The organism is Streptomyces krungchingensis (assembly GCF_054729265.1).
Window position 1 is genome coordinate 6,560,522 of the sequence record NZ_JBPUKY010000001.1, and the last position, 12,756, is coordinate 6,573,277.

Consider the following 12,756-nt stretch of genomic DNA (forward strand, 5'->3'; position numbering starts at 1 on the left):
TTCTCATCGTTCTCTTATTTCGGCCTTATCCCTTCATCACGCGCCGTACCTAGCTTGCGGCCATGTTCTTCACCTACCTGAGGCGCGAACTGCGCCGCCGCAGAAAGGCGGCCCTCGTCGTCGCCTCCGGGCTTGCCCTGGGCATCGCCCTGGTCATCGTGGTCAGTTCCGTGTCCTCCGGCATGGAGAAGGCGCAGGGCAAGGTCCTCCAGTCGCTGTACGGACTGGGCACGGACATGACGGTCACCAAGGCGGCGGCGCCCGCGACCGGCTCCAGCCAGCGCCCGCGGTTCAACTTCGACGCCCGGGACAGCGACTCGGACGAGGAGCAGAGCAGCGACCGTGTCATGGTGCAGGGCTTCCAGACCCTGGCCTCCTCCACCGTCTCCAAGGTGGACTCGCAGCAGGGCGTCGCGGACTCCGTCGGCGGCCTGAGCCTGCAGGTCGTCCGCATCAACGGCCAGTTCACGCGCGGCCAGTTCAAGCAGGACCCGAACAGCGGCGGCGGCAACCGGCAGGGCGGCCCCGGCACCCAGCAGCCCCCGCAGGGCCGCGTCGAGGGCGGCGGCGCCAACTTCGACGTCAACAACTACTCGGTCTTCGGCACCGACGTCACCAAGCCCGCCCTCGGCCCGCTGACCTCCTCGAAGATCACCAGCGGACGCACCTTCAAGACCTCGGAGACCGACGCCAAGGTCGTCGTCGCCGACAAGTCGTACGCCAAGGAGAAGAAGCTCAAGGTCGGCGGCACCGTCACCATCAAGAGCGTCAAGTACAAGGTCATCGGCATCGCGACGCCCGACAGCGGTGACGCGGCGGCCAACCTGTACATCCCGCTCAAGCAGGCGCAGACGCTCAGCGACTCCAAGAACAAGGTCACCACGATCTACGTCAAGGCGTCCGACTCGCAGCAGATCGACAGCGTCAAGAGCACCATCCAGAAGAACATCTCCGGCACCACGGTCACCACCTCAGCGGACCTCGCCGACACCGTCTCCGGCTCCCTGTCCACCGCTTCCGACCTGGCCTCGAACGTCGGCAAGTGGCTGTCGATCGCGGTGCTCGTCGCCGCCTTCCTGGTGGCGGGCCTGCTCACCTCCTCGGCCGTCTCCCGCCGCGTGCGCGAGTTCGGCACCCTCAAGGCGCTCGGCTGGAAGTCGGGCCGGGTGACCCGCCAGGTCGTCGGCGAGGCCATCGTCAACGGCCTGGTCGGCGGCGCCCTCGGCATCGCGATCGGCCTCGCCGGCGCGTACGTCGTCACCGAGATCAGCCCCACCCTCCAGGCGGAGCTGGGCGGTTCGAACGGCGGATCCGGCGGCCCCGGCGGCGGCGGTCCGGGCGGCGGCGTCTTCGGCGGCCCCGGCCGGCAGACCGCGAGCAAGGCCCTCGACGTCGCGCTCACCGCGCCCGTCAGCCTCAACACCATCGTCGTCGCGGTCGCCCTCGCCGTCACCGGCGGGCTCGTCGCCGGCGCCTTCGGCGGCTGGCGCGCCTCCCGGCTGCGCCCCGCCGACGCCCTGCGCCGCGTCGAATAGCCCGGCCCCACGTACTCACGTATCCCAGGAGTTGCACCATGTACGAACTCAGAGGCGTCACCAAGCGCTATACGCGGGGCAAGGAAGTCGTCGACGCGCTCGCCGGTGTCGATCTGACCATCGGGTCCGGGGACCGGCTCGTCATCCAGGGCCCCACCGGCGGCGGAAAGTCCACCCTTCTCCAGATGCTGGGCGGACTCGACCGTCCCACCTCCGGCAGCGTCGAACTCGACGGCACGGACATGGCGAAACTGTCCGAGGCCAAGCTGACCCGGGTGCGCAGCGAGAACATCGGTTTCGTGTTCCAGAGCTTCAACCTGATTCCCACGCTCACCGCCCAGGAGAACGTCGAGACCGCTCTCGTCCCCCTCGGCGTGAAGACGAAGGCGCGGCGCGAACGGGCCGCCGCGGCACTGGAGTCGGTGGGCCTCGCCGAGCGCCTCGGCCATCTGCCCGCCGAACTCTCCGGCGGTCAGCAGCAGCGCGTCGCGATCGCCCGCGCCCTGGTCAAGCAGCCCAAGGTGCTGCTCGCCGACGAACCCACGGGAAACCTCGACGAGTCCATGCGCGACGAGATCATGGACGTACTGGAAGCCATGTGGAAGGAGTACGGGCTCACTTTCATCATGGTCACCCACGACTCGTCGATCGCGAAGAAGGCCCCGCGACTCGCGACGATCCGCAAGGGCCGGATCACCGTCAAGGAGAACGCGGGGGCATGAAGGAGCGCAGGAGGCGCGACGGCATGAAGAGGGACAGAAGGGGGAGTGCGGGGGCGTAGCGGAACAACCCCGTCAACTCTTCACCGTCGCCACTGTATTGGCGGCTGATCACCCCCCGGGCATACTGCGTGTTCCGGGGGGTGCACGCGCATGTGTACGGGACCTCCCCCGGCCGGATGAACGAGTTCCTCGTCCGGATCACATCTCCAGGGGGAGACTTGCGCAGACAAGTGAAAAGAACGTGCGCCGCGAGCATCGCCACGGCGGCCGCCGTGGCCCTGACGGCGGGCATGACCGGCCCGGCGTCGGCCGAGGCCGCACACCCGAGCAGCACCACCGCGGCCAAGGGGACCTCCGGGCTCACCGCCCGCCACCACATCACGCTGATCACCGGCGACCGGGTGGCCGTCGACGCCGGGGGACGGGTCGTCGGCTTCGAACGCGCCGAAGGCCGCGCCCACATACCCGTGTTCGTCCGCAAGACGGCCGGCCACACCTTCGTCGTGCCGGCCGACGCCCAGCGGCTGATCGCCTCCGGGCGGCTCGACAAGCGCCTCTTCGACGTCACCGAACTGAACCGGGCCGCCACCCGCAAGGCCCAGAAGCAGGGCCTGAAGCTGATCGTCGGCTACCGCGGCGCCGCGGCCGCCGCCAGGGCCGACGTCCGCGACGCGGGCACGGTCCGCAGGACCCTCAGGTCGCTGAACGCGGACGCGGTCCTCACCCCGCGGCAGGACGCGGCCGAGCTGTGGAACGCGGTCACGGACGACGGCACGGCCGCCGCGGGCATCGCGCACGTCTGGCTCGACGGCGTCCGCAAGGCGAGCCTCGACAAGTCGGTGCCCCAGATCGGCGCCCCCAAGGCGTGGGCGGCCGGCTACGACGGCAAGGGCGTCAAGATCGCCGTCCTGGACACCGGGGTCGACGCGGCCCACCCGGACCTCAAGGACCAGGTGATCGCCGCCAAGAACTTCTCCACCTCCGCCGACGCCACCGACCACTTCGGGCACGGCACCCACGTCGCGTCCATCGCGGCGGGCACCGGCGCGAAGTCGAACGGCACGTACAAGGGCGTCGCGCCCGGCGCGAAGATCCTCAACGGCAAGGTCCTCAGCGACGACGGCTACGGCGACGACTCCGGCATCCTCGCCGGCATGGAGTGGGCGGCCGACCAGGGCGCGGACATCGTCAACCTCAGCCTGGGTGGAGGTGACACGCCGGAGATCGACCCGCTGGAAGCGGAGGTCAACAAGCTCTCCGAGGAGAAGGGCATCCTCTTCGCCATCGCCGCGGGCAACGACGGCGACTTCGGCGAGCAGACCATCGGCTCCCCGGGCAGCGCGGCCGACGCGCTCACCGTCGGCGCCGTCGACGACAAGGACAAGCTGGCGTCCTTCTCCAGCCGCGGCCCCGGCCTCGACGGCGCGATCAAGCCCGACGTGACCGCACCGGGCGTGGACATCACGGCCGCGGCGGCCCCGGGCAGCGTCATCGCCAAGGAGGTCGGCGAGCGGCCGCCGGGCTATCTGACGATCTCCGGTACGTCGATGGCGACCCCGCACGTCGCGGGCGCCGCCGCGATCCTCAAGCAGGAGCACCCGGACTGGACGTTCGCCGAGCTGAAGGGCGCGCTCACAGGCTCCGCGAAAGGCGGCGCGTACACGCCGTTCCAGCAGGGAACCGGCCGTATCGCCGTCGACCGGGCGATCAAGCAGACCGTCATCGCCGACCCCAGCTCGGTCGCGTTCCCCGTCGCGCAGTGGCCGCACACCGACGACAAGCCGGTGACCCGCAGCGTCACCTACCGCAACGTGGGCAAGACCGACGTCACCCTGACCCTCGCGGTGACCGCCACCGGCCCCAAGGGCCGGCCGGCCCCCGCGGGCTTCTTCACGCTCGGCGCGAAGACGGTGAAGGTCCCGGCGGGCGGCAGGGCCTCCGTCGGCATCACGGCCGACACGAAGCTGGGCGGCACCACCGACGGCGCGTACGCGGCGTACGTGACCGCCACGGGCGGCGGCCAGTCCGTGCGCACCGCCGCCGCCGTGCAGCGCGAGGTGGAGTCCTACGACGTCAAGCTGAAGTACGTGGCGCGGGACGGGGAGAAGCCCACCCACTTCACCGGTCTGACCCCGTACACCGGCGCGGGCCGCGACTACGTCACGCAGGGCACCGACGCCGCGGAGACCGTCCGGGTCCCCAAGGGCACCTACACCCTGAACTCCCAGCTGGTGAAGGACCCCGAGAAGCTGGAAGGCGGCCTGGACTGGCTCGTCCAGCCCCGGCTGAGCGTCACCCGCAACGTCTCGGTGACCATCGACCAGCGGACGGCCAGGTCCGCCGACATCACCGTGCCGGACGCCGGGGCCGAGCCCGTCTCCGCGGTCGTCTCGTACATGTACGCACCCTCCGACTTCGGCTTCGGAGTCGGCATGGAGTCCTTCGCGGACCTGCGGGTCGCGCACATCGGCCCGGCGCTCTCCACCGGCCTGACGCAGAGCTGGTCGGGCGTCTGGACCAAGGGCGACGACACCGAGTACGACATCTTCACCGGCGGCAAGGTGACCAAGCTCCAGGGCGCGCACGTCAAGCACTACAAGGCGGGCGACCTGGCCACCGTGAAGACCGGTATGGGCGCCGCCGCCTCCGGCAAGACGGGCGCCGTCACCGCGTACGGCTATCTGACCGACGACTTCGCCTTCGGTGTCGGGGTCGAGCAGAAGCTGCCCGGCACCCGCACGCTGCACGTGTCCACCGGCGACCGCGTGCGGTGGAGCCTCGACTTCGAGCAGTTCGGCGGCAAGGACGCCGACGGCTTCCCGCTCGGCGAGGCCTTCTACACGCTCGGCGAAGCACAGACCTTCGCGGCGGGCAGGAGCTACACGAAGACCTTCAACACCGGTGTCTTCGGCCCGAAGCTCAGCAGCTCGTACGGCGTGTTCCGCGACGGCCGCTACATCAGCGGCTACCTGCCGATGCTCGCCGACGGGCAGTCGCACGCCGGGGCCTCCCTCGTGACGTCGGTCAGGACGACGCTGTACCGCAACGGCACGAAGATCGCCGAGAACGACGACCCGCTGGACGGCAGCGGCCGCTTCAAGGTGCCGGACGCCGACGCGTCCTACCGGCTGACCACCTCCGTCAAGCGCTCCGTGAAGGTGGCCGCGGCCTCCACCCGGATCGACGCCTCCTGGACGTTCCGCTCCAAGAAGGCCGACGGGGTGAAGCTGCCCGTGTCCACGGCCCGCTTCGGCGCACCGCTCGGCCTGGACAGCCGCGGACCGGCCGGCCGCGAGGTCACCGTCCCGGTCACCGTCCAGGGCGCCGCCGCGGGGGCCAACCTCGGCTCGCTGTCCGTGTACGTCAGCTACGACTACGGCCAGACCTGGACCAAGGTCGACGTCAGGAACGGCAGGATCACCTACAAGAACCCGGCGAAGGGCAAGGGCGTCTCGTTCCACGCCAAGATCGCCGACAAGAAGGGCAACAAGTCCACGATCTCGATCTACAACGCCTACTACGGCAAGTGACCGTGGCGGCGCGGCCCGGGTCCACCGGGCGCTGACCCGTTTCGCCCAACGCTGACACGCGGCGGCGGCCCGTCGGAAGCAGAGCTTCCGACGGGCCGTCCGTGTTTGTGTGAGGGCATGACCGCTTCGACCGTCGAATACATCCGCTATCGCATCCCCGAGGACCGGTCGGCCGAGTTCCTGGCCGCCTACACGCGGGCGGCCGTCCGGCTCGCCGCCGCCCCGCAGTGCGTCGACTACGAACTCGCCCGCTGCGAGGAGGACTTCGAGCACTTCATCCTGCGGATCACCTGGACGTCGACCGAGGACCACATCGAGGGCTTCCGCAATTCGGAGCTCTTCCCCGGCTTCCTCGCCGAGATCCGCCCCTTCATCGGTGACATCGAGGAGATGCGCCACTACAAACCGACGACGGTGCGCGGCGCCGGCGCGTCGGTCCCCACGCTCTACTCCTGGGCGGGCGGCGCCGAGGCCTTCACCCGGCTCACCGAGTCCTTCTACGGCAAGGTGCTCAAGGACGACCTCCTGGCGCCCCTGTTCGCGGACCTGGCCCCCGAGCACGCCGTCCACGTGGCGCTCTGGCTCGGCGAGGTCTTCGGCGGCCCGCCGGCGTACTCCGAGACGCAGGGCGGCCACGGGCACATGGTCGCCAAGCACTTCGGCAAGAACATCACCGAGGTGCAGCGCCGCCGCTGGGTGAACCTCCTCCAGGACGCCGCCGACGACGCCGGGCTGCCCAGCGACGCCGAGTTCCGCTCGGCCTTCCTCGCCTACGTGGAGTGGGGCACACGTCTCGCCGTCTATTTCTCCGGCCCCGACGCGACCCCTCCGGGAGAGCAGCCGGTGCCGAAGTGGACCTGGGGCGCCGCGCCGCCGTACCAGCCGTGACGGGGCCGCCGTGCCGGGCGTGACGGGCCCGTCACGCCGGGTGCGGTGCCCGTCGTGGCGGCCCGTGGCGCACGGCACGGCGGCGTGACCCGGTGTGCGGGGCGTGCCGGTCGTCCTACTGCGGTGCGGCCGCCCCCGCACGGGTCGCGTCCGTGCCCCAGGACGCCAGCAGACGCAGCGCCTCCGCCGAGGCCGAGTCCGGCTCCGCGTGATACGTGATCAGGGCCAGCTCACCGTCGTCGAGCAGCCGGAAGGACTCGAAGCGCAGCGACAGCTCGCCCACCAGGGGATGCCGCAGATGCTTCATCCCGTGGCTCTTCTCCTTCACGTCGTGCGTCGCCCACAGCCGGCGGAAGTCCGCGCTCTTCACGGAGAGCTCCCCGACCAGCGCGGACAGTCGTGGATCGTCCGGGTGGCAGCCCGCGTCCATCCGCAGCATGCAGACGATGTCGATCGCCTTCTGCTCCCACTCCACGTACAGGTCCCGGTACTCGGGCTTCAGGAACACCAGACGCGCCCAGTTGCGCTCCTGGGGCGGCATCTCGGACCAGTCGCCGAAGATCGCCGCGGCCATCCGGTTCCAGGCGAGGATGTCGGAGCGCCGCCCGGTGAGGTACGCCGGGACGCCGTCCATCGAGTCGAGCAGCTGCCGCAGCGCCGGGCGCACCTGCTGCGGCCGGGCCGCCTGCTTCTTCTTGTGCTGCTTGGGTTTCGCCAGGTGGGTGAGATGCGCGTGCTCGGCATCCGTCAGCCGCAGCGCCCGCGCGATCGCGTCGAGGACCTCCGCCGACACGTTCCGGCCGTTGCCCTGCTCCAGCCGCGTGTAGTACGCCACGGACACCCCGGCCAGCTGCGCCAGCTCCTCGCGGCGCAGCCCGGGTACACGGCGGTGCCGTCCGAAGTCCGGCAACCCCACGTCCTCGGGCTTCAGCCGGGCCCGGCGACTGCGCAGGAACTCGCTCAGCTCCGCACGCCGGTCCAGCGACCGGCCCACTTCCCCGGTGGGCTCCTGAGAGGGCTGTTCGCTCATACGTCCAGTATTCACGGTCGTACGCAGAGGATCCTGACCCCGCCAGTAGTAGGACCGCTGGACGTACGCAAAGCCGTGGCCTGGGTGAAGCCCCGCGCCGGAGGCACTCTGGGGATCGTGCCCGGCCGGAGCCGGCCGGGCACGGCACAGACCACTCCTGAGGAGAACTCCCGGCATGACCACTGTTGCTGCCTACGCCGCTCCCGCCGCCAAGGCTCCGCTGGAGCGCACCACCATCGAGCGCCGCGAGGTCGGCGCGTCCGACGTCCTGATCGACATCAAGTTCGCCGGCATCTGCCACTCCGACATCCACCAGGCCCGCGAGGGCTGGGGCGAGGCCATCTTCCCGATGGTGCCCGGTCACGAGATCGCCGGCGTCGTCTCCGAGGTCGGCTCCGACGTCACCAAGTACAAGGTCGGCGACCGTGTGGGCGTCGGCTGCATGGTCGACTCCTGCCGCGAGTGCGACAACTGCAAGGCGGGCCTGGAGCAGTACTGCACCGGCGGCGGAATGACCGGCACGTACAACGCGGTCGGCAAGGACGGCGAGCCCACCTACGGCGGCTACTCCGAGAAGATCGTCGTCGACGAGAACTACGTCGTCCGCATCCCCGACGGCCTGTCCCTGGACGTGGCCGCACCCCTTCTCTGCGCCGGCATCACCACGTACTCCCCGCTCAAGCACTGGAACGCCGGTCCCGGCAAGAAGGTCGCCGTCCTCGGCATGGGCGGCCTCGGCCACATGGGCGTCAAGATCGCCCACGCGCTGGGCGCCGAGGTCACCGTCCTGTCGCAGTCGCTGCGCAAGAAGGACGACGGCCTGAAGCTGGGCGCCGACCACTACTACGCCACCAGCGACCCGAAGACCTTCGAGGAGCTGCGCGGCACGTTCGACGTCATCCTGTCCACGGTCTCGGCCCCGCTGGACCTGGACGTCTACCTGTCCCTCCTCAGGACCGACGGTGCCTTCGTGAACGTCGGCGCCCCCGAGGAGCCGGTCAGGCTCAACCTCTTCTCGGTGATCGGCGGCCGCAAGACCCTCGCGGGCTCCGGCATCGGCGGCATCCGGGAGACCCAGGAGATGCTCGACTTCTGCGCCGAGCACGGCTTCGGCGCCGAGATCGAGCTGATCAGCGCGTCCGAGATCAACGACGCGTACGAGCGGGTGCTGGCGAGCGACGTCCGCTACCGCTTCGTGATCGACACCGCGACGATCTAATGTCGGCCGGCCTGTGTGCCGGTGAGGGGCGCCCGGGGCCGCACGGCCCGCGGGCGCCCTTCCATGTCGGCAGCCCACGCCGCCCGCGTGCGTTCCGACGCCCTGCCCGGTGCGGGACGGGATCGGCCCGGGGCCACCGGAGCCGGCTGCCGCGAGAGCCGGCGCGTGGGCCGTCAGCGGCTCCGGCGGGAGTTGAGCCGGGCCGCCTGGCGGGTCAGATGGTCGCGCTCGGCGAGGTTCGGTGCCTTGCGGGCCGCCTCCGCGTACAGCCGTGCCGCCGTGACCAGGTCGCCGTCGCGCTCGTGGAGGTAGGCCGCCACCGCGGTGCGGCGGGGCATGGGGTTCTTGCCGCTCGAAGAGCTCGCGGAGGCGTCGTCCAGCGCCGCGAGCGCCGCCAGCCCGGCGCGCGGGCCGTCGGCCTCGCCGACGGCGACCACGCGGTTGAGCCGGACGACCGGGCTGTCGGTCAGGCGCACGAGCTCGTCGTACCACTCGACGATCTGCACCCAGTCGGTCTCCTCGACGGTGGGCGCGTCGGCGTGTAGCGCGGCGATGGCGGCCTGGGCCTGGAACTCGCCCAGCCGGTCGCGGGCGAGGGCCGTCTGAAGGATCTCGACGCCCTCGGCGATCATCTGGGTGTCCCACCGGCCGCGGTCCTGCTCGGCGAGCGGCACCAGACCGCCGTCGGCCGCGGTCCGGGCGGCGCGCCGGGCGTGGTGGAGCAGCATCAGGGCGAGCAGCCCCGCCACCTCCGGGTGGTCGATCGACGCCGCGAGCTGCCGGGTGAGCCGGATGGCCTCGGCGGCGAGGTCGACGTCGCCGGAGTAGCCCTCGTTGAAGACCAGGTAGAGGACGCGCAGCACGGTGGCGACGTCCCCGGGCCGGTCGAACCGCACGCCGGAGACGGTGCGCTTGGCCCGGCTGATGCGCTGCGCCATGGTCGCCTCGGGCACCAGGTAGGCCTGGGCGATCTGGCGGGTGGTCAGCCCGCCGACCGCGCGCAGCGTGAGCGCGACCGCGGACGACGGCGTCAGCGACGGGTGGGCGCACAGGAAGTAGAGCTGGAGCGTGTCGTCCGCCGCGGGCGCGGGACCCGGCGCGGGCTCCTCGTCGACGAGGTCCTCACGCCGACGCCTGGCCGTGTCGGCGCGGTTGGCGTCGAGGAACTTGCGCCAGGCCACGGTGACCAGCCAGGCCTTCGGATCGCGCGGCGGATCGGCCGGCCAGACGCGGAGCGCCTCGACGAGCGCGTCCTGCACGGCGTCCTCGGCCGCCGCGAAGTCGGCTCCGCGGCGGACGAGGACGGCGAGCACGCTCGGCGTGAGGCTCCGGAGCAGGGCCTCGTTCATCGATGGGGGCACTCCGTGACGGAGGGCTCCGCGGCCAGGAACGGGCGCAGTTCGAGCCACTCGTGGATCGGCTTGCCGCCCGCCCCGGGGGCGGCCGACAGCTCTCCGGCCAGTTCGACGGCCCGCTCGTGGCTGTCGACGTCGATCACCATCCAGCCGGCGATCAGGTCCTTGGTCTCGGCGAACGGTCCGTCGGTGACCGGCGGGCGCCCCTCACCGTCGTACCGGACCCACTCTCCCTCGGGGGCGAGCGCCTGACCGCCGACGAACTCGCCGGTCTTCTCGAGCCGGGCCGCGAAGTCGTTCATGTACTGCACGTGCGCCGAGATCTCCTCCGGCGTCCACTGCTCCATCGGCACGTCGTTGATCGAAGCCGGGGCGCCGCGGTAGTGCTTGAGCAGCAGGTACTTGGCCATGGTGGTCTCCTCGGTGTTCGTGCGGCCCATTGTGGTCGCGTTCACCTCGGGGACGGAGCCGGTCACGCGTTCTCGACATCGCCGCCCGAATTTCTTCCGGGCCGTCGTGGCGGGACCGGAGGGCGAGCCGCACACGACGTGGCCGGGCCGCTACAGGCGCCGCAGGACCTGTGCCTCCGCCCGCTCGACATGCGTACGGCTGTAGGCGTGCACCAGGGAGAGGTGGAAGAGCGCCGGGGCCAGGGGCGCCCAGCGGTGGATGCGGTCGGGCCGCAGCATGTACTTGACCACCGTCGTCGGACGGAAGGGTACGTAGTCGATGGCCTGGTGTTCCCACCGGTCGGCGACGCCCCTGCTCATCCGCGTCCGCAGGTTCTCGCCGGAGAGCTCGTTCAGCTTGGCGTGGAAGTGGGCGCTCCAGTGCCGCTTGTGCGTGTCCAGGACGAAGGCCAGAAGATCGAGCGTGTACTCGTGGGGCTCCAGGGACAGTTCCTCCCGCATGCCGCGCCGGGCCGCCGCGTGCAGGTCCGGGGCGCTCCTGCCCGAGGAGTCGATGTGCCGTGAAAGGCCCTCGTTGACCGAGGAGTTCCAGACGCCCGGCGCCATGCGGACCCGGTCGCTGCGCCGGCTCACCACCAGCATGTCGTCGGCGGTCACCACCGCGACGTTGACGGCGAAACTGCACTGGAGGAAGGCCGGAGCCGCCAGCGGCGCGTCCGGATCGAGATGGCGGGACCGGGGGGTGCTGCCGTCGGGGAGCCGGCGGTCCAGCTGCTGCGCGGCGAGGAAGGTGTAGTAGTCGGTCGGGCGCAGCCTCAGGTGGACCTCGGGCCGCTCGTCCAGGGCGGTACGGGACATGTCGAACGACTCGACGGCGTACCGCGGGCCGTTCCACAGCGGAGTGCGCCCCTCCGCACGCAGCCGTTCGCTCTCCTCGGCGATCTCGTCCCGCCAGCCGGCCATGTCCGGGGGCAGCCGGACCTCGTCCTCCAGCACCTGGACGTAGATCGTCTCGGGCGGCACCGGCGACTCCCCGTCGCCTTCGACGATCAGGGCGGACGTCTGCAGGGGGCCGAGCGAGAACGTCCGCCAGGCCGCTTCCGACTCCTCCCGCCGCCGCATCGTGCGGATCGCGCTCCTCGAGCGCCGGCGCAGCCGGTACCAGGCGTCCTGCAACGGCTGCTGGAACAGCACCGCGAACACCATGCCGAGCACGGCACCCACGACGCCGTTGGCAACATCGATTCCGTCCATGCCGCAGACACTATGGATCTTGACGTTGCCAGGAGGCGTCGTGCCCCTTCCGTTATCCCTGCCTGCCCCTGCCGGTCTTCTTGCCGGTCGTCTCTGCTGGTCGTCCGTGCTGGTCGTCCGTGCCGGGAGTCCCCGGCGGCGGGCCGTCGTTCAGGAATGACCGCGGCTCTGGGCCTCGGCCCTGGCGATGGCCTCGGCCTCGCTGTCGGCCAGCGCGATGGCGACGCCGAACGCCTGGGCGATGTGACCCGCGGCCGACATGACACGTGCCGTGCCCACGACGGGGGCGATGGCTATCAGCACGTCCTGCAACTGCTCGATGCTCAGATCGGCCTTGAGCGCGGGATCGACATGGGCCAGGTACGAGATCGGCGGGGCGTCCATGGCCACCAGCGCGGCGATACGGGTGAGGATCAGGGTCCTCTCGTCCATGCCGCAGCGCTCGATGGAATCGATGGTCATCGCGGCGATCGTGTCGAGAACGGGAGCGTCAGACGCAGTGGCCATGACGGGACCACCTTCCGGTGCCGTGAGGAGCCGCACACGCCACCCGCGGAACGCGGGATTCCCCTGCGTGTCGGCGGTTAGTCCTCTCAGCGTAAGTGCGTCCCGAGCAGCGCGCGCGGCGGTCGTGCAGCGTCTCGCGTCCCGCGGGAACGCCGGCCTTCGCCGCGGTGCGCGACGCCCCCCGCCCGTCCGCGGGGCGCCGGTTCTCGACGACGCCCCACGACACGAGCCCGCCGGGCCCCACGGATCCGCAGGGGGTGCCTCGCCCGCTGGGCTGCGGTGCCACGGGGGATCGAACTCGCCTAC

General features: G+C 71.0%; 10 protein-coding genes. 5 read left to right on the forward strand and 5 right to left on the reverse strand.

Features of this window, described 5'->3' with window-relative positions; translation table 11 throughout:
* Nucleotides 1–62: 62 nt before the first annotated feature.
* The 4 genes from ACSYGO_RS28965 (at nucleotide 63) to ACSYGO_RS28980 (ending at nucleotide 6,675) form a co-directional block, all read left to right on the forward strand.
* Nucleotides 63–1,535: an ABC transporter permease gene (locus ACSYGO_RS28965; RefSeq protein ID WP_426677280.1), complete on the forward strand. Its 1,473-nt coding sequence runs from the start codon at nucleotides 63–65 to the stop codon at nucleotides 1,533–1,535.
* 38 nt (nucleotides 1,536–1,573) lie between these two features.
* Nucleotides 1,574–2,257: an ABC transporter ATP-binding protein gene (locus tag ACSYGO_RS28970; RefSeq protein WP_426677279.1), complete on the forward strand. Its 684-nt coding sequence runs from the start codon at nucleotides 1,574–1,576 to the stop codon at nucleotides 2,255–2,257.
* Nucleotides 2,258–2,487: 230 nt separating this feature from the next.
* Nucleotides 2,488–5,787 carry a S8 family peptidase gene (locus tag ACSYGO_RS28975; RefSeq protein WP_460388190.1) on the forward strand — a complete coding sequence of 1,100 codons (3,300 nt, stop codon included), beginning with the start codon at nucleotides 2,488–2,490 and terminating at the stop codon, nucleotides 5,785–5,787.
* Nucleotides 5,788–5,904: 117 nt separating this feature from the next.
* Nucleotides 5,905–6,675 (forward strand): group II truncated hemoglobin, encoded by a 771-nt coding sequence (locus tag ACSYGO_RS28980; RefSeq protein ID WP_426677277.1) that lies wholly within the window; start codon nucleotides 5,905–5,907, stop codon nucleotides 6,673–6,675.
* A 115-nt stretch (nucleotides 6,676–6,790) separates the two neighbouring features.
* On the opposite strand, the gene ACSYGO_RS28985 is transcribed toward ACSYGO_RS28980, so the two are convergent.
* Complete coding sequence (locus ACSYGO_RS28985) at nucleotides 6,791–7,705, reverse strand: helix-turn-helix domain-containing protein (protein ID WP_432173793.1); 915 nt, start codon at nucleotides 7,703–7,705, stop codon at nucleotides 6,791–6,793.
* A gap of 175 nt (nucleotides 7,706–7,880) precedes the next feature.
* Between ACSYGO_RS28985 and ACSYGO_RS28990 the strand changes: the two genes are divergently transcribed.
* The gene (locus ACSYGO_RS28990) at nucleotides 7,881–8,924 is read left to right on the forward strand and encodes an NAD(P)-dependent alcohol dehydrogenase (RefSeq protein WP_426677275.1); all 1,044 of its coding nucleotides are present in this window, start codon (nucleotides 7,881–7,883) and stop codon (nucleotides 8,922–8,924) included.
* 173 nt (nucleotides 8,925–9,097) lie between these two features.
* Here ACSYGO_RS28990 and ACSYGO_RS28995 read toward each other — a convergent pair whose 3' ends face one another.
* From ACSYGO_RS28995 to ACSYGO_RS29010, 4 genes are all read right to left on the reverse strand, one after another.
* Nucleotides 9,098–10,273, reverse strand: a complete 1,176-nt coding sequence (locus ACSYGO_RS28995; protein ID WP_460388193.1) for an RNA polymerase sigma factor — start codon at nucleotides 10,271–10,273, stop codon at nucleotides 9,098–9,100.
* The gene (locus ACSYGO_RS29000) at nucleotides 10,270–10,689 is read right to left on the reverse strand and encodes a YciI family protein (protein ID WP_426677491.1); all 420 of its coding nucleotides are present in this window, start codon (nucleotides 10,687–10,689) and stop codon (nucleotides 10,270–10,272) included. Before ACSYGO_RS29000 ends, ACSYGO_RS28995 begins: the two co-directional genes overlap by 4 nt.
* Nucleotides 10,690–10,839: 150 nt before the next feature.
* Nucleotides 10,840–11,943, reverse strand: a complete 1,104-nt coding sequence (locus ACSYGO_RS29005; RefSeq protein WP_426677273.1) for an NUDIX hydrolase — start codon at nucleotides 11,941–11,943, stop codon at nucleotides 10,840–10,842.
* A 150-nt stretch (nucleotides 11,944–12,093) separates the two neighbouring features.
* Complete coding sequence (locus ACSYGO_RS29010) at nucleotides 12,094–12,450, reverse strand: carboxymuconolactone decarboxylase family protein (RefSeq protein ID WP_426677272.1); 357 nt, start codon at nucleotides 12,448–12,450, stop codon at nucleotides 12,094–12,096.
* Between the last annotated feature and the right edge of the window lie 306 nt (nucleotides 12,451–12,756).

Bases quoted from the DNA above. Each gene is read 5' to 3' on its own strand.
- ACSYGO_RS29005 (WP_426677273.1), bottom strand. From the start codon at position 11,943: ATGGACGGAATCGATGTTGCCAACGGCGTCGTGGGTGCCGTGCTCGGC.
- ACSYGO_RS28970 (WP_426677279.1), top strand. From the start codon at position 1,574: ATGTACGAACTCAGAGGCGTCACCAAGCGCTATACGCGGGGCAAGGAA.
- ACSYGO_RS29000 (WP_426677491.1), bottom strand. From the start codon at position 10,689: ATGGCCAAGTACCTGCTGCTCAAGCACTACCGCGGCGCCCCGGCTTCG.
- ACSYGO_RS28985 (WP_432173793.1), bottom strand. From the start codon at position 7,705: ATGAGCGAACAGCCCTCTCAGGAGCCCACCGGGGAAGTGGGCCGGTCG.
- ACSYGO_RS28990 (WP_426677275.1), top strand. From the start codon at position 7,881: ATGACCACTGTTGCTGCCTACGCCGCTCCCGCCGCCAAGGCTCCGCTG.
- ACSYGO_RS28995 (WP_460388193.1), bottom strand. From the start codon at position 10,273: ATGAACGAGGCCCTGCTCCGGAGCCTCACGCCGAGCGTGCTCGCCGTC.
- ACSYGO_RS28980 (WP_426677277.1), top strand. From the start codon at position 5,905: ATGACCGCTTCGACCGTCGAATACATCCGCTATCGCATCCCCGAGGAC.
- ACSYGO_RS29010 (WP_426677272.1), bottom strand. From the start codon at position 12,450: ATGGCCACTGCGTCTGACGCTCCCGTTCTCGACACGATCGCCGCGATG.
- ACSYGO_RS28965 (WP_426677280.1), top strand. From the start codon at position 63: ATGTTCTTCACCTACCTGAGGCGCGAACTGCGCCGCCGCAGAAAGGCG.